Source organism: Granulosicoccus antarcticus IMCC3135 (assembly GCF_002215215.1).
In the GTDB taxonomy this organism is placed as follows: domain Bacteria; phylum Pseudomonadota; class Gammaproteobacteria; order Granulosicoccales; family Granulosicoccaceae; genus Granulosicoccus; species Granulosicoccus antarcticus.
In genome coordinates this window covers 2,574,284-2,597,262 of sequence record NZ_CP018632.1, presented here as the reverse complement: position 1 = coordinate 2,597,262, position 22,979 = coordinate 2,574,284, and the positions used below count along the sequence as shown (strand labels likewise).

General features: G+C 53.7%; 19 protein-coding genes. 10 read left to right on the top strand and 9 right to left on the bottom strand.

The window, feature by feature from the left end; all coding sequences use genetic code 11:
• The first annotated feature begins 130 nt into the window (after window positions 1–130).
• From IMCC3135_RS34970 to IMCC3135_RS11335, 9 genes are all read left to right on the top strand, one after another.
• Entirely contained in the window at window positions 131–553 is a 423-nt protein-coding gene (locus IMCC3135_RS34970) for a type IV pilin protein (protein WP_169727580.1), read from the top strand.
• A 96-nt stretch (window positions 554–649) separates the two neighbouring features.
• Window positions 650–1,279: a GspH/FimT family pseudopilin gene (locus tag IMCC3135_RS11370; RefSeq protein ID WP_088917709.1), complete on the top strand. Its 630-nt coding sequence runs from the start codon at window positions 650–652 to the stop codon at window positions 1,277–1,279.
• A 47-nt stretch (window positions 1,280–1,326) separates the two neighbouring features.
• Window positions 1,327–1,872: a type IV pilus modification protein PilV gene (gene pilV, locus IMCC3135_RS11365; RefSeq protein ID WP_157735921.1), complete on the top strand. Its 546-nt coding sequence runs from the start codon at window positions 1,327–1,329 to the stop codon at window positions 1,870–1,872.
• On the top strand, window positions 1,865–3,040 hold the full coding sequence (locus IMCC3135_RS11360; RefSeq protein ID WP_088917707.1) for a PilW family protein: 1,176 nt from the start codon (window positions 1,865–1,867) through the stop codon (window positions 3,038–3,040). Before pilV ends, IMCC3135_RS11360 begins: the two co-directional genes overlap by 8 nt.
• Window positions 3,037–3,534 (top strand): pilus assembly PilX family protein, encoded by a 498-nt coding sequence (locus IMCC3135_RS11355; RefSeq protein WP_088917706.1) that lies wholly within the window; start codon window positions 3,037–3,039, stop codon window positions 3,532–3,534. The genes IMCC3135_RS11360 and IMCC3135_RS11355 overlap by 4 nt, the downstream gene beginning before the upstream one ends.
• Window positions 3,535–3,601: 67 nt before the next feature.
• Complete coding sequence (locus tag IMCC3135_RS11350) at window positions 3,602–8,002, top strand: PilC/PilY family type IV pilus protein (RefSeq protein ID WP_088917705.1); 4,401 nt, start codon at window positions 3,602–3,604, stop codon at window positions 8,000–8,002.
• A gap of 303 nt (window positions 8,003–8,305) precedes the next feature.
• Window positions 8,306–9,985, top strand: coding sequence for a nitrite/sulfite reductase (locus IMCC3135_RS11345; RefSeq protein ID WP_088917704.1), 1,680 nt, complete (start codon window positions 8,306–8,308; stop codon window positions 9,983–9,985).
• Window positions 9,969–10,460 carry a DUF934 domain-containing protein gene (locus IMCC3135_RS11340; protein WP_157735920.1) on the top strand — a complete coding sequence of 164 codons (492 nt, stop codon included), beginning with the start codon at window positions 9,969–9,971 and terminating at the stop codon, window positions 10,458–10,460. The genes IMCC3135_RS11345 and IMCC3135_RS11340 overlap by 17 nt, the downstream gene beginning before the upstream one ends.
• A 71-nt stretch (window positions 10,461–10,531) precedes the next feature.
• A complete protein-coding gene (locus IMCC3135_RS11335; protein WP_088917702.1) occupies window positions 10,532–10,726 on the top strand; it encodes a Trm112 family protein in 195 nt (64 codons plus the stop codon).
• A 47-nt stretch (window positions 10,727–10,773) separates the two neighbouring features.
• Here the strand turns inward: IMCC3135_RS11335 and IMCC3135_RS11330 are convergent, their stop codons facing one another.
• From IMCC3135_RS11330 to parE, 7 genes are all read right to left on the bottom strand, one after another.
• Complete coding sequence (locus IMCC3135_RS11330; protein ID WP_157735919.1) at window positions 10,774–11,469, bottom strand: hypothetical protein; 696 nt, start codon at window positions 11,467–11,469, stop codon at window positions 10,774–10,776.
• 162 nt (window positions 11,470–11,631) lie between these two features.
• A complete protein-coding gene (gene mepK, locus IMCC3135_RS11325) occupies window positions 11,632–12,201 on the bottom strand; it encodes a peptidoglycan L,D-endopeptidase MepK (RefSeq protein ID WP_157735918.1) in 570 nt (189 codons plus the stop codon).
• Between the two features lie 217 nt (window positions 12,202–12,418).
• Complete coding sequence (greA, locus tag IMCC3135_RS11320) at window positions 12,419–12,895, bottom strand: transcription elongation factor GreA (protein ID WP_088917699.1); 477 nt, start codon at window positions 12,893–12,895, stop codon at window positions 12,419–12,421.
• The gene (gene carB, locus IMCC3135_RS11315) at window positions 12,892–16,116 is read right to left on the bottom strand and encodes a carbamoyl-phosphate synthase large subunit (RefSeq protein ID WP_088917698.1); all 3,225 of its coding nucleotides are present in this window, start codon (window positions 16,114–16,116) and stop codon (window positions 12,892–12,894) included. The genes greA and carB overlap by 4 nt, the downstream gene beginning before the upstream one ends.
• 33 nt (window positions 16,117–16,149) lie before the next feature.
• Window positions 16,150–17,304, bottom strand: a complete 1,155-nt coding sequence (gene carA / locus IMCC3135_RS11310; RefSeq protein ID WP_088917697.1) for a glutamine-hydrolyzing carbamoyl-phosphate synthase small subunit — start codon at window positions 17,302–17,304, stop codon at window positions 16,150–16,152.
• Between the two features lie 103 nt (window positions 17,305–17,407).
• Complete coding sequence (locus IMCC3135_RS11305; RefSeq protein ID WP_088917696.1) at window positions 17,408–18,484, bottom strand: MBL fold metallo-hydrolase; 1,077 nt, start codon at window positions 18,482–18,484, stop codon at window positions 17,408–17,410.
• Complete coding sequence (parE, locus tag IMCC3135_RS11300; protein WP_088917695.1) at window positions 18,481–20,373, bottom strand: DNA topoisomerase IV subunit B; 1,893 nt, start codon at window positions 20,371–20,373, stop codon at window positions 18,481–18,483. Before parE ends, IMCC3135_RS11305 begins: the two co-directional genes overlap by 4 nt.
• Window positions 20,374–20,612: 239 nt before the next feature.
• Between parE and IMCC3135_RS11295 the strand changes: the two genes are divergently transcribed.
• Window positions 20,613–21,509 (top strand): thioredoxin family protein, encoded by an 897-nt coding sequence (locus IMCC3135_RS11295; RefSeq protein ID WP_088917694.1) that lies wholly within the window; start codon window positions 20,613–20,615, stop codon window positions 21,507–21,509.
• Window positions 21,510–21,577: 68 nt separating this feature from the next.
• On the opposite strand, the gene IMCC3135_RS11290 is transcribed toward IMCC3135_RS11295, so the two are convergent.
• A complete protein-coding gene (locus tag IMCC3135_RS11290; protein WP_157735917.1) occupies window positions 21,578–21,892 on the bottom strand; it encodes a putative signal transducing protein in 315 nt (104 codons plus the stop codon).
• Window positions 21,893–21,896: 4 nt separating this feature from the next.
• Window positions 21,897–22,970, bottom strand: coding sequence for a CAF17-like 4Fe-4S cluster assembly/insertion protein YgfZ (gene ygfZ, locus IMCC3135_RS11285; protein ID WP_088917692.1), 1,074 nt, complete (start codon window positions 22,968–22,970; stop codon window positions 21,897–21,899).
• Between the last annotated feature and the right edge of the window lie 9 nt (window positions 22,971–22,979).

The window sequence follows — 22,979 nt, the reverse complement described above, 5'->3', positions numbered from 1 at the left end:
CGTCTTTATCTTTTATGGAGTCTGACATCGTCAGTATTTTCAAGCTAATTGCTTACACGGCCGATAGGTTATACAGAAACACCTCATGTTGAGGGATCGTATCACCTGCCCTGAGAGGCTGGAGAGCTTCATGTTGCACCCCGTCAGACAACTGCAGAAAACAGGCAAGCCATTTCAAAGTGGTTTCTCCTTGATTGAATTGATGGTCGTAGTGGCAATCATCGGCATACTCGCAGGTATTGCCTATCCGCAATACGGAAGCTTTGTGCAGAAAAGTCGCAGAGCTGATGGACATCTGGCATTGATGCAAGAAATCCAGTCACTGGAGCGCTGTAAATCAACCAGTTACTCATACGCCAACTGCACTGTCTCGCTGGGCCACTCACCAGAAAACTACTACCTGATTTCACTCGAAAGCACGAGCAGCACGTTCACTGTCACAGCGACAGGCCAGAATCGTCAGCTTGACGATACTGAGTGTAAGGTGATGTCAATCAGCAATCTGGGGGTACGCACACCCGACCCGGACACCAGCACTTGCTGGCCGGGATAAAGTGAAGTTCTGAGAAACTGGAGGCTATGTCTCTATCTGGTGAGCTGGTGCAAGATGCTCGCTTAACCTACATCTAACCATGCCGATACTCAGAACATGGATAGAAAACCCACCCATGGATTTACGCTGATCGAGCTGCTGGTAGCCATTGCCATTGCAGGCATTCTGCTTGGCATTGGTGTTCCCAGCTTTGCCAACGCCATCAAGGAAAGCCGCATCAGCTCCCAATACAACACCATGGTTGGTTCCTTGTACCTGGCGCGCTCTGAAGCGGTCAAAGGTGCCTCCCAAATCACTGTTTGCCCGCGCAAAACTGCAGGGGCCCAGATTTGCGGTGACAAGGACGATTGGAAAAACGGATGGCTGGTGTTCATTGATCGCACAACCGTCCAGGGAGAAACCACCGCAAAAATAGATGCTGACGACGAGATCATTGCGGTGGAGTCAGAGCTTAAAGGTGGCAACACCATCATGGCCATTAGCTCGCCAACCAACACAGCAAGCAATGCCGGTGAGGTGGGTTTCGTTCGTTACCTGCAGACAGGCGGCGCCCAATGGTCCAGTGGCTCGGTAGTCGTTTGCGATACGGAACGAGGAGCTGACTTTTCTCGCTCAATCAACGTTGTGCTTACCGGTGATATTCGGCGTGGTCGCGTCGCTGGCGACAATACGGCCCCAAGCGACGTCTTCAACCGCTCCATCAGCCACTATTGCGATACACCATGATGTATCCGATCAAGCTCGTCGATGACATCCAACTCAAACCCTCACTCTTGAGCAATGTAACTTGCAAGCCTGACTCTGTCTTGCTGCCCGCGCACCAGCGTGGCGTCGGACTACTGGAAATCCTGATTGCCGTCGTGATCATGTCGGTCGGATTTCTGGCCGCAGCCCGGATGCAGGTCGAAGGCATGCGCTTCAGCCAGAGTGCCTACTTCCAGTCTCAGGCCTACTTCATGGCCAGCGACATGATTGACAGAATGCGCAGCAATATTCCGGGCGTCGAGCAAGGCTTCTACGATGGCAAGACGACCAGTGCTGATGCCGACGACCCTGGCTGTAATACCAACCGCTGCAATCCTCGGGGTTTATCACTCCAGGATATTCATGATTGGAGTTCCAGCCTGCACTCCCTGCAAGGTGCCAGTTCATTTATCCCTGCCCTGCCTGGCACCGATACCACACCAGCCAGCGGCACGATCCAGAAAATGGACGACGGTGTTTACGCCGTTGTCATGAATTGGAGTGAAGTCATACAGGGCGAAAACAACCAACAGGAATTAAGGATTCAGTTTGCGCTGGAAGAAAGCCATGACTGATCACTTGACTCATGAAATGCCAATAATCGCCCGAGGCCGACCGTCGCCCGTCAAGACAAGAGGTCTGTCGCTGGTTGAACTCATGCTTGCCATGGCTATAGGCCTGATTCTGATCGCAGGCATGATCGCCGTATTTTCAGGCAACAAACGCAGTTCAGACCTCAATTCTGCCATGGCTGATATTCAGGAAAATGCACGCTTTGCCATGAACAGTATTGCCAGTGAAATTCGCATGTCTGGTTTTCAGGGGTGTATGGATCTGAACTTTGTAACGCCAACCTTACTTGGCAACGGGCTTCCAACGACAGACCTTCAAGCGACCGCTGCCATGGGTTCGATCATTGGCAATGGCAACCTGTGGGCGCCCTCTCCGCCAACAGGTTTCGTGCCGGGCAACCATGAAGCCATACCCGGCACCCATGCACTGACCCTGCAGTTCGGATCGCCAGCCACCTACCCTCTGGTGCAAGCGGTGGGCAGCGCCGGCGTGCCCGATACAGTCGGTCCGGTAGTGGTTGACACCACACCGGGTATCAGCCGTGAAGAATTCAATCTGAGCAGTGGCGAATTTGGCATCATAAGCGACTGCAACGGTGCCGATATCTTTCAAATAACGAAGGTGACCAATGGTAGCAATACCGCCACTATCGAGCATGGGGCTAGCGCCAACAGTAGCGGCTCATTTAGCCGTATCTACGCAGGTGGTAGCAACTCGACCAGTAAATTCATGCGCTTTGTGTCCAGCGTCTATTACGTAGGCGAGACTGATCTGACGAATAGCAATGGTGACCCCATTACCTCGCTCTACCGGCAATCTCTGCCCTACAACACCCCTGATAACCCGGCAATCGAGGTTGTCAGAGGTGTGGAAGATATGCGCATTTCATTCGGTATTCGCACAGGCACCGAGAGCCTGACCTATGTTCTTGCATCAGACTCCTTGTACAACCCGAGACAGGTAGAGAGCATTCGAATCGGCTTGTTGCTCAACTCCTTTGATCGCATCTCCCAGAACGACGACACCAATACTTATGTGATCGCCGGCCAATTGATTGAACCCGAAGACAGCTCCTCCAGCAATGCTGCTGGCACCCACTCCGGTGACAAGCGTTTTCGCCTGGCCTTCAACACAACCGTCAAGGTTCGTAACCGGCGTACTCGACAGTGATACAACATCAGAATACTTTCGACGCTGCGTGTGGCCCGGGCCGACGGCCCGCCACACAGCGCGGCGCAGCCTTACTCGTTGCGATGGTGATGATTTTCATGCTATCCATCATGGGCGCTTCAGTCATGCGTAGCTCTACACTTGAGAAGCGCATGGCAAGCAATGCCATTCAGACTGCAACCACGTTCCAGGCTGCCGAATCTGCCTCGAATCTTGCCTTGAACAAATCCAGCTATCTGACCAGAGCCTACGTGGCAGGTGTCAACGAAGAGCTGGTTCTGGATATCGACGGAGTGCGCAGCGATATCGGACTGGAATCGCGCTCAGTCCTGGAGTGGGTCGGTACCGGCGCAGCCCCGGGCTACTCGATGGGCGTAGGCACCTCAGGGTTTGAAGGTCTGTATTACGTATCAACGGGCGTCAGTGCAATTGAGGCAGTGCGTTCGCAATCTACTGTTGAACAAGGAGCTTATCGAATTGTCCCGGCCAACTGATCTTTTCTCCGAACAAGGTAAACCCACAACTCCTGTATTGGGATCCCAACGTCATCCAGGTATCTGCATGAACAACAATCAGTACAACTCCGTCAGATATCAACGCCAGGGCCAGAACTTGAGTGGCCTGCTCAAAGGCGGACTGTTGGGGCTTGTGACAGCATTTTCCAGTGCCTACGCAGACGATACGGAAGTCTTCTTCGGACAGGTTGATTCATCGACAAATATCTATCCGAATGTGATGTTCGTTCTGGATACTTCTGGTTCCATGGATTTTTCCGATGTTGGCTACACAGGAACGCGCCTGGAACGTATGAGAATTGCTCTCAACGAGATACTGGACAGTTCCTCGAACATAAACGTCGGCCTCATGAGGTTCAATGGTCATTTGGGCGGTGGTGCCGTGTTGTACCCGGTCACAGGCATCGACGAGCAGACCTGCACCATTAATGATTGCGGAAACGTTGTCCTGTCGAGTCAGGTCAAGGCCAACAATGACGACATGGAGCAGACCATATCCGATGGAGAGATGACACCTAACGGTACGATTCTGAGCCTGGGTGATTACACAACAACTTCGACATCCTATTACTACGACAATAGGGGGAGGAGAAGATCCACCGAAACCACAACCTCAAATCCTCAACTTGTCAGCGTCAGGTTTCAGGACCTGGATATTCCGGCGGGTGTCCAGATCACCGCGGCAGAACTGGAGTTTACGGCTTATTCGGGCGGTTACACTAATTCAAACCTTACGATAAGAGGCCATGATACTGACGATGCCCCTACGATCGGTACTACGGATTACTATCTGCGCGACCTTCCTGTAACCACTGCCCATATAGACTGGCAACCGAGCTACTGGTTTACTGACAACGAATATCAATCACCCGATATCAAGAATATCGTGCAGGAGATTGTCGATCGTCCGGGTTGGTGTGGTGGCCAGTCAATGGCTTTCATCGTCGACGGCAGCGGTGAGAGAGCTGCCTACGCCTACTCCTCCAACAGCACCAGTGAAGCCCCGCGGTTGCGGATCACCTACGATTCAACAACCATCCCGGAAGACAAAGGCTGTAGTGAATTTTCCGCATTGGCGCAGATCAATAATTCTGCTGATGATGCCTATGAAGTCGTCAGCGGTGGATCCGTCGATTCATTCAAGCCCGTCAAACTGCCGATGAGCGGAGGCGAAAACAGCAGCACACCTGTACTGACACGCCTGCACTTCAGAGAGCTATCCATCCCGACAGGAGCAGTAGTCGAAAGTGCCGTACTGGAATTCGAGGTCGACAAAAGAAGAACCGGCAGTCTTGCGTTGAACCTGCAGGCCGAAAATACAGACAGCGCTCCTGATTTCCAGGCGAATTCCTACTGGATCAGCGGCCAGTCCCTGGTCTCCAACCCGGTTACCTGGACAATCACGGATGAATGGGCAGACGATACCAAGGTCACCTCGCCGGATCTTGCCGCGCAGGTGCAAAGCATAATCAATCGCCCTGGCTGGCAGATGGATAACGACATCGCCATCGTCATCAGCAGGTCTGGTTACTCCAGCAACTACCGTCAATTCAAATCGTATGACGATGAAAAAGCGGCAGCTCCCAAACTACGGGTAACGTACAAGGCCAATCTGGGTGACGACGTGATCAGTAATGCGGCATTCCGGACTGCCCGCGACGACATGAAAACAATAGTCGATAACTTGACCGCTTACGACGGCACCCCGATCGTGTCAGCCTACTATGAGGCTGTGCAATACATGCTCGGGAAAGAAGTTGACTACGGCAGGCAGCGCGGCGACAGCTCCCGCCCCGGCAGGCAGTACCATCGCGTATCTCATCCGGACAGTTATACCGGCGGCACGGTGTCGGCTGACCCGGGCTGCACCGAATCCAACCCTGAAAGTACAAATTGCATATCCGAGAATATCCAGGGTGACCCCGTTTACATAACACCACTGGCGGAAAGTTGTCAGGCCAATCATATCGTGTTCCTTTCAGATGGTGAACCGTCAAGTAATACAGCTACCACCAAGATCAAGAATCTGATTGGCGCCGACTCTTGCACCAGCGCAGGCGTGACAGGACTCGAAACCTGTGGCCGTGAGCTGGCGACCTGGCTGAACGAGACAGATCACAATGAGAACATGTCTCGCAATCAGAATATCAGCACCCATACCGTCGGCTTCAATATCGAAAGCAGCTTTCTGGCCGATCTGGCAGCATCAGGCGGTGGAAGGTATTACGATGCCTCTTCTTCCGAGGATCTGGTCTCTGCATTCCAGAATATTCTGGTCAATGTACTGGCAGTTGATACCAGCTTTGTCTCCCCGGGTGCAACAGTCAATCAGTTCAACAGGCTGACCAATAGAAACGATGTCTACTTTGCGCTTTTCAAACCAGACTCTACACCGACTTGGTCCGGTAACCTGAAACGTTATTACGTCGGTGCCGACGACAAGGGCAATGTAGTCATTCAGGATTCAAACGAGAACGCCGCTGTGGATGATGAGTCCGGATTTTTTCTGGATACCGCCAATAGCTGGTGGAGCGATACAGTTGATGGTGGATCCGTTGAATTAGGTGGCGCCGCCGAACAAGTCTCTCTTGATGGCCCGGAAGGTTATTCCGATCGCAGGGTTTTCACTTTCGTGGACGATGATATACCTGCCAATGGCGCGATCTTGAACGCCAGTGCCCAGCAGCTGGATGAGAACAACTCAAGAATTACGACCGGTGATCTTGGTTTGAACAGCGGTAATACAATAACCGACACCTTGCGCCGAATCCAGCTTCTGAAATGGGCACGCGGAGTCGATGTCAAGGATGAGGATAACGATGGTTATGAAAACGATGTGCGAGAACACCTCGGTGATCCCATGCACTCGCAACCAGTAATACTCAATTACAATGAAACAGGCGGTACCAAAAGCACCATTTTTATGGGAACAAATGAAGGTTTTCTGCACGCCATCGAGCATGAAAACGGCACAGAATTATTTTCCTTCATACCCAAGGAACTGTTGCCGAACCTCAATGAGTTCTACGAAAACCAGCAGGCAACCAATCACCTCTACGGCCTCGATGGGTCCATATCTGTCTTGCACGATGATCAGAACAACAATGTGCTGATTGATGCAGGCGAGAAAACCCAACTCTACCTGGGCATGCGTCGTGGTGGTAATCATTACTATGCCTTTGACGTATCTGACCGGCTCAATCCGAAATTACTCTGGCAAATCGACGGTGGCACGGGTGACTTCGAGCAATTGGGACAAAGCTGGTCAAAACCGATTCCCACCACTATCTCCTACAATGGTGATGAGCGTGCAGTGGTCATCTTTGCCGGTGGCTATGACACCAATCAGGATCCGAATACAGCCAACCTGGCTGCGACGCAAACAGAAGATTCAATCGGCAATGCGATATACATCGTCGACGCCGATACGGGCGAGCGACTGTGGGTCGGCCAGGGAAGCGCCGGTGGTGATGCGCTGTTTACCGATATGGATTACAGCATACCCAGCGACATTCGCATCATTGACATAGACGGCAATGGTCTTGCCGATCAGATGTATGTCGGAGATATGGGTGGCCAACTATGGCGCTTCGACTTCCAGCCCTACCATCAATCCGGGACGCTGGTGTATGGGGGAGTCATGGCCAAACTCAATGGCGGCAGTGCCAGCGAGGCACGTCGCTTTTATAACGAGCCAGATGTCGCGCTGGTCTCTAGTGAGGGAGAACGCTTCCTGTCGGTCAGTTTTGGTTCGGGATGGCGGGCCCACCCTCTGAACGAGCGCGTCGAGGATCGTTTCTACATGATTCGTTCCAACAGCATCTATTTACGACCGGATGATTACGGCAAGAATACAGGCACTGAGGCCACACCTTCCTGGCAACCGATTACAGAAGCCGACCTGGTCAATGTGACCGACGATCTGGACCCGGAACTCAACGACTACGGCTGGATGCTGGAGATGGAAGACAGCGGCGAAAAGGTCATCAGCAGCAGCATAACCATCAACAATCAGATTATTTTCACATCCTATGAACCCACGGCCACTGGGGACTCCTGTTCAGTTGCCATTGGTGGTGGCTCTGTGTATGTAGTCAACGTCTTGAACGGTGCTCCCACTGTTGATCTGGATGACAGTGACGAGGACAGCAGCGACACTGATGAAACCGACGAAACGGACGAGGATGACGACTCGAATGTTCTGGCCAACTACAGCAGCAGCAGCCTGTCCAAGGAGGATCGGAAAGTGACACTGCAACAGGATGGTATCCCACCCTCACCCACCGCATTGATCACAGAGACCGATGGAAATATAGGCACCACAGTCCTGGTGAGCACCGAGAAAGTTGATGTGGACTTCGACAATCTGACACAACGCACCTATTGGCAGGACAATGGACAAGGCAATCTGAGCCCCGACGAGATCACGGCAGAAGTCGGAGAGTAGTTTTTTCTTACGCCTTCTCTCTTTCTCAGACGGTCAGAATCATGACCCTGACCGCCTGAGAGCCTCTGGAATCAACAAATCAGCCCTTTCAGCTCCTGCGTTTGACAGCCTCATCAAGCCTTATGCAAAAAGCGTATAAGGACATAGCGAAAAAGCCTTAAACAAACCCGTCAAGTCCTGCTCCAATAGCCCTATGAACTACGGGGCTAACAGGCAGAACATGGCAATCGAAACCGATGTCGCATACATTGGTGCACGACCCTGCGCTCTGTTTCAGTTAAACGAAACCGAGGCCGCCTGATCATGTACCAATACACAGAATATGACCGTGATTTCCTGCAGGCACGGGTAGCCGAATTTCGCGACCAGACTGAACGACGCCTCAGTGGCGCGCTGGGCGAAGATGAATACAAACAGCTGCGCTTGCGCAATGGCCTGTACGAACAACGTCACGCCTACATGCTGCGCGTGGCTATCCCCTACGGCATGTTGTCGAGTGTGCAGATGAAGACCCTGGGTCACATCGCACGCGAGTACGACAAAGGCTATGGGCATATCACCACACGTCAGAATATCCAGTACAACTGGCCTGAACTGGCACAGGTTCCGGACATTCTGCAAGAGCTTGCCGATGTGGATATGCATGCCATCCAGACCAGTGGCAACTGCATCCGCAACACAACTACTGACCCTCTGGCAGGTGCAGTCGGTGATGAACTGGAAGATCCGCGCCCCTGGTGTGAACTCATTCGACAATGGTCGACTTTGCACCCTGAATTCAACTGGCTGCCGCGCAAGTTCAAGATCGCGGTGACTGGCGCATTAAGTGATCGCGCCGCTGTTCAGGTACACGATATCGGCTTGCGCCTTGTCAAGAATGAAGCTGGCGAAACCGGCTTCGAAGTGCTTGTCGGCGGTGGTCTGGGGCGTACCCCCTACATCGGCCAGGTGATCTGCGAGTTTCTGCCAACGGAACACTTGCTGACATACATATCAGCCATTCTGCGTGTCTACAACCTGGAAGGTCGACGCGACAACCTCTACAAGGCGCGCATCAAGATCCTGGTTAATGCATTGGGTATTGATGTCTTTCGTGAAAAAGTTGAACAGCAATGGGCTCAGTCACGCAATGTTGATGACACGTTTACAACAGAACAGATTGAAGCACTCAAGGCTCAGTTTCCTGCAGCACCTCTGCTCGGCACCCTGAATGTCACCGACGAGCAAGGCGCAGGCAACAGCGAACAACCAGATCAGATGTTCAGCAACCCTCTGTTCAATCAGTGGTACCAGACCAATACCAAGGCTCATCGTGACAGTGGCAGACGCATCGTCTACCTGTCGCTCAAGTCATCCGATCAACCGGCTGGTGATATCACCGCCGATCAGATGGAAAAGGTTGCCGAACTGGCAGAGCAATTCAGCCTGGGAGAAATCCGCAGCACGCATGAACAGAACCTGGTGCTGGCTCATGTGCCCGTCAATTCACTGTTCGAGCTGTGGACTGAACTCAAGCAGATCAAGCTGGCGACCCCCAACCTGGGCAAGCTGACCGACATGATCGTCTGCCCCGGCCTGGACTATTGCTCTCTGGCCAATGCAGGCACGCTGGAAATTCACGACCAGATCTACCAGCGCTTCGACAACCTGGATTATCTGCACGAACTGGGCGATATCAGCATCAAGATATCTGGCTGCATGAACGCCTGCGGCCACCATCATGTCGGCGATATCGGAATACTGGGTGTCGATAAAGGCGGTGTTGAGTGGTATCAGCTCACCATCGGTGGACATGCGGGTAACAAGGCCTATTTAGGTCTACGCCTGGGCAAGGCCATTGCCAAGTCTGAAGTGGCCAATGCCATTGAACAATTGCTGGAGGCCTATGTGGCCTGCCGCCAACCTGAAGAATCATTTCACGACGTCGTCATGCGTCTGGGTACAACCCCATTCAAGGAGAGAGTTTATGCCACTGCTGCGTAATGGCCAATTAGTGTCCAAGAACCCATGGGTCCGCCTCGAAGACGATGCAGACTACCCTCTACAGTCAACAGATGCATCAGCCGCACAAGCGCCTGTACTTGCCAGTCTGACGCGTTTTCTGGCGCTGCAAGCCGTCGGTAGTCACACGGTCTCTGGCGTCTACCTGGCTCCGGAAGATGACGTGCAACTGCTTGCCGGTCATCTGCACCGGATTCAGCTGATTGTCATCGATTTCCCGAAATTCACTGACGGTCGCGGCTACAGTCAGGCAAGAATGCTGCGCGATCACTTTCACTTTTCCGGCGAACTGCGTGCCAGTGGCGATATCAGACCTGACCAATTGCTGTTCATGGCACGTGCCGGTATCGACGCCTTCGAATTTACCGAGGCTCCGGACGAATTGCTGGTGAAACAGATTTTGTCGCGTTTTCGCGTCAACTATCAACCCAGCTATGCTCTGCCCGTTGCCGGATAAGTTCAGAACAAGCCTGAATGTGGTGGTGAGGATCCACCCCAATATCGCAGAGTTACGCTAGACTCTGCGATATGGACAAGAGACTGTTGGATATTCTGGTATGCCCGGTAACCAAGGGCAAACTGATCAAACGTGATGACGAGCTGTGGTCGCGCCAGGCCGCTTTGGCCTTCCCCATCCGTGATGGCATTCCCGTGATGCTCGAAGGTGAAGCCCGTTCGTTGACTGTTACCGAGATTGAAACGCTGGAAAAGGACGCTCGCTGAGTACAGGCAGGGCCCTTTTTCCCTCTCAAAGCTCTATATGCCCTTGATCAGCGCGCTGCGATGGGCAGACGCACCTCGACAACCGTAGAGCGAGCTTCGAGCCAGGCCTTTGATACCTCTTCGTAACGACGCAGCTGCAGGAATATCTGGCCTTGCTCTGCCAGCGAAAGAGGCAATTCAACTGACGGCTGGTATTGCTGCCAGCGTGCGCCATCAAATGCATCAGTAGTCGCCACCCGATAATGACTAGGTGCTCCGGATACGCTTATATTCAGTGTTGTCGTATCTGCAACCTCGATAACATCGACACTGTCGATCGCAATGGCCGGGCCACCCGCGGTGGTACTACCTGCACGACACCTGGGGCCTGGTATTCCGTCACTGAGTGTCACTTGCTTGACCAGATTGAAACCGCGAGCAGGCTCACTGATACGCATTCCGCTGAAGCGTGTTTTGGATATGGTGACAACCAGAGGCACGTTGGGAACATCAACCCGAGCCATACCATCGGCATCTGTGAAGAGTGCCCCGAATTGTTTGAAGTTACCCGGCAGACCTATGCAGACAGAAGCGCCAGACACCGGCTTGCCTGAATCGTTAACCACCCTCACCCCGAACTGAGTGGCTTCGGCTGACAGACTGGCCACCAGAGCTGATGCTGCCAGCACGGACAGTGCTAGTGGCTTGAGGTGGCTTGCAATTCGATTACGAACCGGCGTCCGTGGTGTATTCCTGGTATTCACAGCTTTCTCCCAACGACTTGAGTCATCGTGAAACGTCAGCATTCTGACCATTCACGTTCTACTGCCAATACTATGACAGTCGGGATTGTGCGTGACTTTGTATCGAACTCAGCTGCGGGACAATTCACAGTCAGCAGTACAGGTTTGCTGCCTGTACCTCATTTAACTGCCCCAATGGCGCAAGGCACCAGTGTCCAAATGAACGAAATTGGAGTTGCTGTACAGACCGACGCCACCCGCCTGCATTTTTACAGCGGCTTCGTGCAGCTTGTCCACGGGCACACTGGGGATGAAGATATCTGCTGCACGACCTTCCATGTGCAAGCTGAACTTGGCGACACCTGAGGACCTGCGGCGTAGTTTTGCATTGGTCTCAGCCGTTCGATAGCCGGACAATATATGCACAGGCTTCTGGATGCCCAGTATCGTTTGTACGCCCAGCAATTGATCATACAACGCAGTATCCATATCAATGGTGGCGTTGGCCCGACGATCTCGCATCAGGTGGTTCAATTGTTCTATATTTTCATCAATATAGATGCCGTGCGTGTAATACACGACATTCAGATCGTCCCCGGTGTGCGCATTGACCAGATGGATACGGCGTGAGGCCATGGGATCTATGACGGCAATCGGTGGCACAAGATTCTGCTTGGCTCCCACGGCAGCCAGCACGGTGCTGGTCAGGGACGTTGACGAGACTGCCACTCCAAGCATTCCTGCCTGTTTCATGAAACGGCGTCTTGAAGATACTCGGGCTTTTGAACTGGGCGTCATAAGGTCAATACACTTCACTACCTGACTACTCGAAGGAAATCGGACGGAGTACTTGCGGTTCGTCAGTCAAATCCACGCGGCATTGTGCCATAAAACGTCTGCCAGACAAGCGGGCCTGCGTCGCATGACCGTTTGTTCATGCGACAACAGCGTATCCGGGTTGTGACTGGATTCAGATGTAGCTGACTTCCAGAACTTCGTATTCACGAATACCTTTAGGCGTGGTCACACTGACCTCATCACCGGCTTCTTTGCCGATCAGAGCCCTGGCCACAGGTGATCCGACACTGATACGACGTGCTTTCAGATCCGCCTCATCATCACCCACTATCTGATAGGTGATTTCTTCATCACTATCCAGATCAAGCAATTTCACGGTTGCACCGAAAATCACCTTGCCTGACTTAGGCAATTGCAGGACATCAATCACTTGAGCCGTCGACAACTTGGCTTCCAGCTCTTTTACACGACCTTCAATAAAACTCTGCTGATCACGCGCGGCATGGTATTCCGCATTCTCTTTCAGGTCTCCGTGCTCACGCGCCTCGGCAATTGCCTGAATGACTCGTGGACGTTGAATTCCCTTCAGATCAGCCAACTCTTCCCGCAGCAATGTTTCGCCGCGCTTGGTCATGGGAACCTTGATCATGCTAACTCCGAATGTATGTCACTGAGCCGGTAAACCGGTCCACTCGCGCTGTACGATAAGGCCGCACAGATCGCGATAGCTCCCGACAACGTCGTCGTGTAGGGAACCTTGCGCCCCAAAGCTTGCTGGCGAATGTAGTAAGAATCAGCAATGGCCTGCTTGCCGCCAGTCGTATTGATGACCAGACTGATGGCGTCATTCTTGATTTCATCAAGAATATGCGGTTGACCTTGTTGCAATTTGTTGACGCGTTTGCATTCGATACCCGCTGCACTGATGGCACTCTGCGTACCATCTGTTGCAATGATGGTAAAACCTGCCCGCACCAGACTACGTGCCACATCGACAACACCAGACTTGTCCTGATCACGCACACTGATGAACGCCACGCCTGACTCTGGCAACTCGGATGATGCCCCCAGTGATGCTTTATAGAATGCTTCACCAAAGGTGCGCCCAGAGCCCATGACTTCACCCGTGGACTTCATTTCCGGCCCTAACAGAGTGTCAACCCCAGGAAATTTTGCAAACGGGAATACAGACTCCTTGACACTGAAATGACTCGGAGTTGGCAGTGTCAGCATACCTTGCGAAGCCAGCGATTGACCCGCCATGCAGCGCGCAGCCACCTTGGCCAATGGCACACCTGTCGCCTTGGAAACAAACGGCACAGTACGTGAAGCACGAGGATTGACTTCCAGTACGTAGATAGTCTCTCCCTGAATCGCAAACTGCGTGTTCATGAGACCGATAACGCCAAGCGCCTTGGCCATTTTTGTGACCTGCTCTGATAGCTCCGCGCAACGTTCTTCGGTCAGAGTGAATGGTGGTAGTGAGCACGCTGAGTCACCGGAGTGAATACCCGCCTCTTCAATGTGCTCCATGATGCCGCCAATGACGACGTCTTTTCCATCACAGATGGCATCCACGTCCACTTCAACAGCATCATTCAGAAATCGATCCAGCAACACCGGAGAGTCATTGGACACATTCACCGCTTCTGTCATATAGCGGGAAAGGTCGCTGGGTTCCTGCACGATTTCCATGGCTCGCCCACCCAACACATAGCTGGGTCGCACCACCAGGGGGTAACCGATTTCTTCGGCCAGACGCAAAGCATCTTCCGGGGTACGTGCCGTACGATTTGGCGGTTGCTTCAGACCCAGCTCCTCGATCAGTTGCTGGAAACGTTCACGGTCTTCCGCCAGATCAATGGAATCCGGGGAGGTACCAATAATGGGTGCGCCCGCAGCAAGCAGGTCACGAGCCAGTTTCAATGGAGTCTGTCCGCCGTATTGCACAATGACTCCAACCGGTTTTTCCACATCGATCACAGCCAGCACGTCTTCTAGTGTCAACGGCTCGAAATACAGACGATCAGAGGTATCGAAGTCGGTCGAAACAGTCTCGGGGTTGCAGTTGACCATGATGGTTTCATAGCCATCATCGCGCAGCGCCAGTGCCGCATGCACACAGCAATAATCGAATTCAATGCCCTGCCCGATTCGGTTCGGCCCGCCGCCCAGCACCATGATCTTCTTCTTGTCAGAAGGATCAGACTCGCAGAACTGCTCGTACGAGGAATACATATAGGCCGTATTGCTGGAAAACTCAGCCGCACAGGAATCCACTCGCTTGTAAACAGGATGGACATCCAGTGATTTACGTCGCGTACGAAACTCCAGCTCTGTCACATTCAGCAACTGCGCAAGACGAGCATCGCTGAAACCATCACGCTTGAGCTTGCGCATGCCGGCTGCGTCCACAGACTCCAGAGCCTTGCCTCGCAGCTCCAATTCATCATCGACAATTTCCTTGATCTGGCAAAGGAACCAGCGATCAATTGCCGTGGCATCGAAAACATCGTCTATCGACAGCCCATCACGAAATGCTTCTGCAACAAACCAGATGCGTCGCTCACGAGTCTGCCGCATTTCAGCATCAATAATGGCAGAGCGTTCAGTCGCCGGCATGTCCGATGGCAACACTTCATCCAGGCCATAGACATCGATCTCCAGACCGCGCAAGGCTTTCTGGAATGACTCTTTGAAGGTACGCCCGATCGCCATGACCTCACCCACAGATTTCATCTGCGTGGTCAGTCGATTATCAGCGGTCGGAAATTTTTCGAATGTGAAGCGTGGAATCTTGGTAACAACGTAATCGATGCTGGGCTCGAACGAGGCCGGCGTAGCACCACCTGTTATCTCGTTTCTCAGCTCGTTGAGTGTGTAACCAACAGCCAGCTTGGCAGCAACGCGTGCAATGGGAAAACCGGTCGCTTTCGATGCCAGCGCTGATGAACGGGACACCCTTGGATTCATCTCGATGATGATCATGGCACCGTTTTCCGGATTGATTGCGAACTGTACGTTCGAACCGCCCGTGTCAACGCCAATCTTGCGCAGCACCGCACAGGAGGCGTCACGCATGATCTGGTATTCCTTGTCCGTCAGTGTCTGGGCAGGTGCTACCGTGATTGAATCACCGGTATGAATTCCCATTGGATCAAGGTTTTCGATCGCGCAGACAATAATGACGTTGTCCGCGTTATCGCGAACCACTTCCATCTCGTATTCCTTCCAGCCAAGAACGGACTCTTCCAACAACACTTCCGTGGTGCGAGACAAATCCAGCCCACGCGTGATGATCTCTTCAAATTCTTCACGGTTGTAGGCAATACCGCCGCCGCTGCCACCCATGGTGAATGATGGGCGAATAATGCAGGGAAAACCGATATCTGCCTGTCCTGCCCAAGCTTCTTCAAGCGTGTGAGCAATCGCAGCCTTGGGCGTATCCAAGCCAATTTCTGCCATCGCCATGCGAAATTTGTCTCGATCTTCAGCCATGTCGATGGCCTCGGGACGAGCACCGATCATCTCGACTCCATGCTCTTTCAGGACGCCTTCACGATCCAGATCAAGCGCACAGTTCAGAGCTGTCTGCCCTCCCATGGTGGGTAGCAGTGCATCGGGCTTTTCCTTCTCGATAATGGTGCGTACAACACGCCAGTCGATAGGTTCGATATAGATGGCATCCGCCATCGATGGATCCGTCATGATCGTAGCCGGATTGGAATTCACCAGGATGACCCGGTAACCTTCTTCGCGCAGCGCCTTGCATGCTTGCGCGCCAGAATAGTCGAATTCGCACGCCTGCCCAATAACAATGGGACCGGCACCGATGATCAGGACGCTTTTGATGTCCGTGCGTTTTGGCATGGTTAACTTGAGACCGTCAGTCGAGGTTGCGCGTTATGCGGCAGGTAGCAGCTTCAGGAAATCGTCGAAGAGTTCGACCACATCATGCGGACCGGGGCTCGCTTCGGGATGCCCCTGAAATCCCAATGCGGGTACGTCCAGTCTGCGGATACCTTGCAACGAATTATCGAAAAGTGAAGTATGTGTAATGGCCAGAGTATTGTCGAGAGAGTCGGCATCGACGGCAAATCCGTGATTCTGACTGCTGATCATGACTCGCCCGGTGGCAATATCAAGAACCGGATGGTTGGCACCGTGATGACCGAACTTCATCTTGACCGATCGCGCACCGGAGGCCAAAGCCAATAGCTGATGCCCCAGACAGATACCGAACGTAGGCAAGCGTTCTGCCAGCAGTTCGGTAATGGTCTGAATCGCGTAATCACAAGGTTCTGGATCACCCGGACCATTGGATAGAAACAACCCATCTGGCTTCAGTTCGCGAATCTGCTGCGCCGTCCAGGTCGCAGGTACCACGGTGACTGTGCAACCGCGATCAATGAACAGACGAAGAATATTCTGCTTGACGCCAAAGTCCATGGCAACAATATGCCGGCCAGGCAAACTGACAGGCGGTGTATGAGTCGAAGGATCGAGCGACCAGGTGCCTTTCGTCCACTCGTAAGGAGCGTCACAGGTCACCTCTTTGGCCAGATCCATGCCCGCCAATCCGGGAAAGCCCGTTGCTGCCTCGCGTGCCGCTGCGATACCTGCAGCGCGGCCTTGCTCGGAAGCCAGATGATCACCGGCGAGGATGCAGCCATTCTGAGCCCCCTTGTCGCGAAGATGACGCGTCAGTGCACGTGTGTCGATGTCGCTGATAGCGACGACCTTGTGCTGCTCCAGAAAAGCTTCCAGACTTTGTTCTGCTCTGAAGTTGCTGTGCAATCGCGGCAAATCACGAATAACCAGCCCCTTGCAGTGAACAGAGTCAGATTCCATATCCTCCGTATTGGCGCCGGTATTGCCAATATGGGGATAGGTCAGCGTGACAATCTGCTGGGCATATGACGGGTCTGTCAGGATTTCCTGATAACCGGTCATAGCTGTATTGAATACGACTTCACCTACTGACAGCCCATCGATACCGATGGCAATTCCATCAAAACAGGTGCCGTCGGCGAGTACTAGGATGGCAGGTCGGGACACGGCGTTGAGGGTTCCAGCGTTGCACACACAAAAACGGGGAAAACTGCTTGATTAGCCAGTTTTCCCCGTCACCAAATTTCTCTAATTATAAGGGCTTTGAACCCTACTTGTCTAGCTTCGTTTCCTGCTCAACCTGGACAAATTGGTCGACACCATCGCAGCTCTGCCTGGTCAAAGACCCCTGATGTTCCAGAAAATGCAAATGAGCAAGGCTCTCGCCCAATGCAAACGACATCTGCTGAGCATCCAGCTTGCGCGCAAACAACACACTGAACATGTCATACGCCGAGGCGGGCTGCCGACAAGCCTGGTAAACCTCCGCCAGCCGGTCCTCGTGATGTGCTTGCAATGCGCCTATGCGAGCGTGCAAACCTCTGAAAGGAATGCCGTGCGAAGGCAACACCAACGTATCTTCAGGCAGCACCTTCAGCTCGTCGAGAGTATCCAGAAAACTCTGTAAGGGGTTCTGATCTGCCAACACCGTCGAGACACTGACATTAGGCGAAATGCGCGGCAGAATCTGATCAGCTGCAATCAGCACATGATCCGATTCGCGATACAGCATCAGCATATCAGGAGCATGCCCCCGTCCAACCAGTACGCGATACTGCGCCCCACCCAGTTCCACGACCTGGCCCGCCTCAAGGCATGTCCAGAGCTCTGCGGCTGGCGGTTCGCTGACAATCAGGCGATAGCTGTTCGGCTTTTGCAACACCTGTGAGATGGCCTCCTCCGGTATTCCGTTCTCGGCATACCAGCGAGCATATTCCTGAGCATACTCGCTATCGTCCCTTGACCAGATTGAGCGTGAAAGGGCAATCTCCACGGCACTGCCATACAACTGTGACCCCGCTTCACCAAACCAGCCTGCCAGCCCCGCATGATCCGGGTGAAAGTGCGTAACAAGCAACTTTTCCGGCACGCTCGCCAATCCATCAGCACCCTTGGCGCCCCAGTGTTGCTGCCACAAGGCCCGGCTTTTTGATGTCGCCACCCCCGTATCCACCAGCACCTGCTCACCTGGTTCACCCAGCAACCAGCAATTGACATGATCCAGCGCAAAAGGCAGTGGCAGTCGTATCCACTGAATACCCTCGCAAACTGATCGAATCTCCGCAGGCGCAGGCACAGAATCAAATAGATAGTCAGGCGATGTGGGACTGATATCCGGAACACTCACAGCTGCACGTCCGCCAGATCACCCTTGCTTTCCAGCCAGCGCTTACGATCCGGGGCACGCTTTTTGGCCAACATCATGTCCATGGTCTTGTTGGTATCGTCACCGTCCTGAATGGTCAGTCGTATCAGTCGGCGGGTATCAGGGGCAACCGACGTTTCACGTAACTGTAAGGGGTTCATCTCACCCAGGCCCTTGAAGCGAGTAATACTGACCTTGCCTTTCAGTTTTTCAGCCTCGATGCGAGACATGATGCCAATTCGCTCATCCTCATCCACCGCGTAGAACACCGCTTTGCCGACATCAATGCGAAACAGCGGCGGCATGGCCACATAAACATGCCCTTGCTGCACCAGTTCGCGAAAATGACGAACAAAAAGCGCACATAGCAACGTGGCAATATGCGCCCCATCCGAATCTGCGTCGGCCAGAATACAGATTTTACCGTAACGCAGCTTGCTCAGATCCTGCGAGCCGGGATCCATTCCGATCGCCACAGAGATGTCGTGCACCTCCTGCGAAGCCAGAATCTGATCGTTATCAGCTTCCCAGGTGTTCAGAATTTTTCCGCGCAGCGGCATGATGGCCTGAAAGGTCCGGTCCCGTGCCTGCTTGGCCGAGCCACCGGCAGAATCGCCTTCGACCAGAAACAGCTCGGTCCGGCTCAGATCGGTTGACGAACAATCTGCCAGCTTACCAGGCAGAGCCGGCCCACTAGTCAGCTTCTTGCGCACCACTTTCTTGCCTGAACGTGCTCGTGCCTGAGCGCTGGCAATCGCCAGTTGCGCGATCTGGTCTCCCGTCTCGGAGTGCTGGTTCAACCACTGAGCCGTATGATCCTTGACCACACCGGCTATGAACACGACACACTCACGCGAAGACAACCGCTCCTTGGTCTGGCCTGAGAACTGCGGGTCTTCCAGCTTGACAGACAAGACATAGTTGACCTTGTCCCAGACATCCTCAGGGGCGATTTTCACCCCCCGTGGCAACAGGTTACGAATATCCGCAAACTCCCGGATCGCATCGGTAAGGCCCGTGCGCAGACCATTGACATGAGTGCCGCCCTGCGCCGTAGGCACCAGGTTTACATAACTCTCGTGCACACCATCGCCACCCTCTGGCAACCAGACAACGGCCCAGTCAGCCATTTCGGTACTGGAGCTCATACTCGCGGACAACGGCTGCTCTGGCAGGCGATCAAAACCTTCGACGGCGCTTGTCAGGTAATCGACCAGCCCATCTTCATAGAACCATTCATCTTTCTCGCCACTGGCCTCATCCAGCAAACGTACGCGCAAGCGCGGACACAAAACCGCCTTGGCACGCAGCAGATGCCGCAGGCGAGTCAGCGACATCTTGTCGGTATCAAAGTATTTCTTGTCTGGCCAGAAGCGAATGCGGGTACCGGTATTGCGTTGCCCTACCGTGCCCACAGGCTTCAGCTTGTCATTGACCTCGCCACCTTTGAACGTTGCCAGGTATTCCTTGCCGTTACGGCGTATGGAAATTTCCAGCTTTTTCGACAAGGCATTGACTACCGAAACACCCACCCCGTGCAATCCGCCAGAGAAACGGTAATTGTCGTTGGAGAACTTACCGCCAGCGTGCAGCGTGGTCAGAATGACCTCGACACCGGGCTTCTTCAGCTTGGGGTGCATATCGACAGGCATACCGCGCCCGTCATCAATCACTTCCAGCGAGCCATCCTTGAACAGAGTGACACGGATGTCGGAGGCATGACCGGCAAGCGCCTCGTCCACACTGTTGTCGATAACTTCCTGCGCCAGATGGTTCGGACGCTGCGTATCGGTATACATGCCGGGACGCTTGCGTACCGGGTCCAGACCACTGAGCACCTCGATCGAGGAGGCGTTGTATTGATCACTCACGATTGAGGGCTTCTGTTAACTGTTGATTGTCGGCAGGGCAAAGAGCGACTGAAACTGATAAATTATCGTCTCACGAGCACTTAAGCCTGAAGTGTAGCGTATGCCATTGCCCTGTGTGGGCAGCGTTGCGTGCGGCCTTACCCTCTTGCCTGCTCGTATCAGATGCTCGCCTACCTTGAATTAAGGCGAGCAAGACGACACACTTGCATCATTCAATTACGAGCTGACAACAAAAACACATGGCCGACTCTCCCCATATCGTCCAACTGGACGAACAGAATTTCATGCAGGTTGTGGTTGAGGGATCCGACACCACACCGGTATTGGTCGATTTCTGGGCTGACTGGTGCGCCCCTTGCAAATCACTGATGCCGATACTCGAAAAACTGGCAATCGAGTACAACGGAGCCTTTATTCTGGCCAAGCTGGACACCGAGGCCAACCCCGGCATTGCCCAGCAACTGGGCATCCGCAGCCTGCCAACGGTCAAACTGTTCAAAGATCGACAACTCGTCAACGAGTTCATGGGCGCCCTGCCAGAAAGCGAAGTACGTGCTTTCATCGAGGCCAATATTGGCCCGGCACTGCCTGCAACCCCTGAAGAAACCGAAGAAGATACCGACGACAGCCAGGTCAGTATTGCCATGAACCTGTTCGAACAAGGCCAGGCCGAAGAAGCTCGTACCTTGCTACAACAGGCACAAGCCGAAGACCCGGAGAATGTTGAAGTTCTGCTCTCACTGGGTCAGGTTTGCATCAGCATGGGTGATCTGGAAACCGCAGAGAGCTGCCTGAATGCTCTACCAGAGTCGGATCGTACCGGTGCTCAGGGCTTGCGACTGGCTGGCATTCTGGAACTGGCAAAGGAAAGTGATGCCAGCATCAGCCCACAAACACTGGAGGCCGAACTGGAAAAAGACCCATCGAGCAGCGAGAACCGCTACAAGCTGGCCATTGCTCTGGCGCTGGCAGGTAATATTCAAGCGGCAATGGATCACCTGCTCAAGCTGGTGCAGACCGAGCCTGGCTACAATGAAGGTGCACCACGAGAAAAGCTTCTGGCGTTATTCAATGTTCTCGGTGATGACCCTCTGGTCGGCCAGTACCGCCGCAAATTGTTTGCCTTGCTGCATTGATGTAACCCCTGACCCTGCGATCTGATTTCGCGGGTCATAGGTCGTGAAATAATCAGTTCACGACCGCCTTAATCGACAGGGCGTGCCTGGCCACATTGCCAGCACGCTCCAAACGCGCCGCCCACCCATTCCTGACAGCCTGCGCAACACCAGTCTTTTTCCGGATGCCGGCGAGCCGCCTCAAAATCGTCGATGAGCGCACGTGCACGATCACGATGCTGACTCTCGTCCAGCCAGACACCGATCACATCTGAGGGTGGCAATTCACCGATCGCACCACTAAGGTAGGAGCCGGTCACATGCGCCTGCATGCCACCCGCTTTCAGCTCGTCAACCACCAGCTGCGCCTCAACCAGACTGGCGGCCCGATATATCAGTGGCATGGTGTCAACCCGCCCCTGTGGCTGCTTCGGCCTGCTGAGAAGGAAGCTCATAAGGCAGTTCCAGCGGCTGCAATGGCTGTCCGTCGATACTGAAAGCAGTAGCCGCTGCGGAAACCTTGATTACCGCCAGCAGTTGCGCCCGCCCATCAGCTGCCAGAACCGCATCGATCACAACGCCTGCATCAACATCCTCACCCGCCTGCAACGAGGCACCCGCCAGCGGCACTGCCACTTTGCCGGAGGCGTCCGGGGATACGCTGAACCGGCGCATGTGCCGCTTCAGCTTTCCCAAGTACTGCATACGCGCCACAATTTCCTGGCCCGGATAACAACCTTTGGTAAAACTCAACCCATCGATCAGCTGCAGATTCATCATTTGCGGCACAAATGATTCCTGCGTTGCCGTCGTCACGCTTGGCATTCCAGCGCCAATATCAGCCAGACGCCACACAGCATTGCTGGCCTGCAACGCTATGCCAGAGTTTTTGCACAGTGCAATCTGATCATTGATGCTGGCCATGACCAGGTAACGTACCGCCGACGGTGAATCGCTACCCGACGGCCAGCAGATCAGCTGCTGCGCCTCACTGGTAGCCACATCCATGGCAGAAGGTGGCAAGGCACCCAGCTGCTGTCCCGCCTCTCCTGTGTGCCCTGCGGCATCGGAGATCAGTCCCAGGCAAGCCCAGTCAGTGCGCTCTGTGACCACGACTTTGGAGCGCATGATAAACATTGTCAGTCGTTTGAGGAATCCATCCTTAATGGATGCCGGTACCAGCAAACGATACCCATCGGCGATGCCAACAATGACAGGCAGAGCAAGCAGCCGGCCTTTAGGGGTGCAGTAACCGGTTATTTGCGCCCTGGTAACAGAGACCTTGGTTAGATCATTGCAGAACTGCCCCTGCAGAAATGCGGCAGCATCAGTACCGGTAAAGTCGATGATACTCAGTGATGTCAGATCCACCAACTGCGATTTATCGGCCAAATCATTCGCCACGACCGGTGTTACAGCTTGGTCGCAGACCTTGTCAGACAGGCCATTTGCCTGCAGTGCTTCCGCCCATTGATTACTCATGTGAACAAT

What these genes read in the sequence shown, in the direction of transcription:
- IMCC3135_RS34970 (WP_169727580.1), top strand. Translation starts at nt 131, where the DNA reads ATGTTGCACCCCGTCAGACAACTGCAGAAAACAGGCAAGCCATTTCAA.
- IMCC3135_RS11370 (WP_088917709.1), top strand. Translation starts at nt 650, where the DNA reads ATGGATAGAAAACCCACCCATGGATTTACGCTGATCGAGCTGCTGGTA.
- IMCC3135_RS11360 (WP_088917707.1), top strand. Translation starts at nt 1,865, where the DNA reads ATGACTGATCACTTGACTCATGAAATGCCAATAATCGCCCGAGGCCGA.
- IMCC3135_RS11350 (WP_088917705.1), top strand. Translation starts at nt 3,602, where the DNA reads ATGAACAACAATCAGTACAACTCCGTCAGATATCAACGCCAGGGCCAG.
- IMCC3135_RS11345 (WP_088917704.1), top strand. Translation starts at nt 8,306, where the DNA reads ATGTACCAATACACAGAATATGACCGTGATTTCCTGCAGGCACGGGTA.
- IMCC3135_RS11340 (WP_157735920.1), top strand. Translation starts at nt 9,969, where the DNA reads ATGCCACTGCTGCGTAATGGCCAATTAGTGTCCAAGAACCCATGGGTC.
- IMCC3135_RS11335 (WP_088917702.1), top strand. Translation starts at nt 10,532, where the DNA reads ATGGACAAGAGACTGTTGGATATTCTGGTATGCCCGGTAACCAAGGGC.
- mepK (WP_157735918.1), bottom strand. Translation starts at nt 12,201, where the DNA reads ATGAAACAGGCAGGAATGCTTGGAGTGGCAGTCTCGTCAACGTCCCTG.
- greA (WP_088917699.1), bottom strand. Translation starts at nt 12,895, where the DNA reads ATGATCAAGGTTCCCATGACCAAGCGCGGCGAAACATTGCTGCGGGAA.
- carB (WP_088917698.1), bottom strand. Translation starts at nt 16,116, where the DNA reads ATGCCAAAACGCACGGACATCAAAAGCGTCCTGATCATCGGTGCCGGT.
- IMCC3135_RS11295 (WP_088917694.1), top strand. Translation starts at nt 20,613, where the DNA reads ATGGCCGACTCTCCCCATATCGTCCAACTGGACGAACAGAATTTCATG.
- IMCC3135_RS11290 (WP_157735917.1), bottom strand. Translation starts at nt 21,892, where the DNA reads ATGCCACTGATATATCGGGCCGCCAGTCTGGTTGAGGCGCAGCTGGTG.
- ygfZ (WP_088917692.1), bottom strand. Translation starts at nt 22,970, where the DNA reads ATGAGTAATCAATGGGCGGAAGCACTGCAGGCAAATGGCCTGTCTGAC.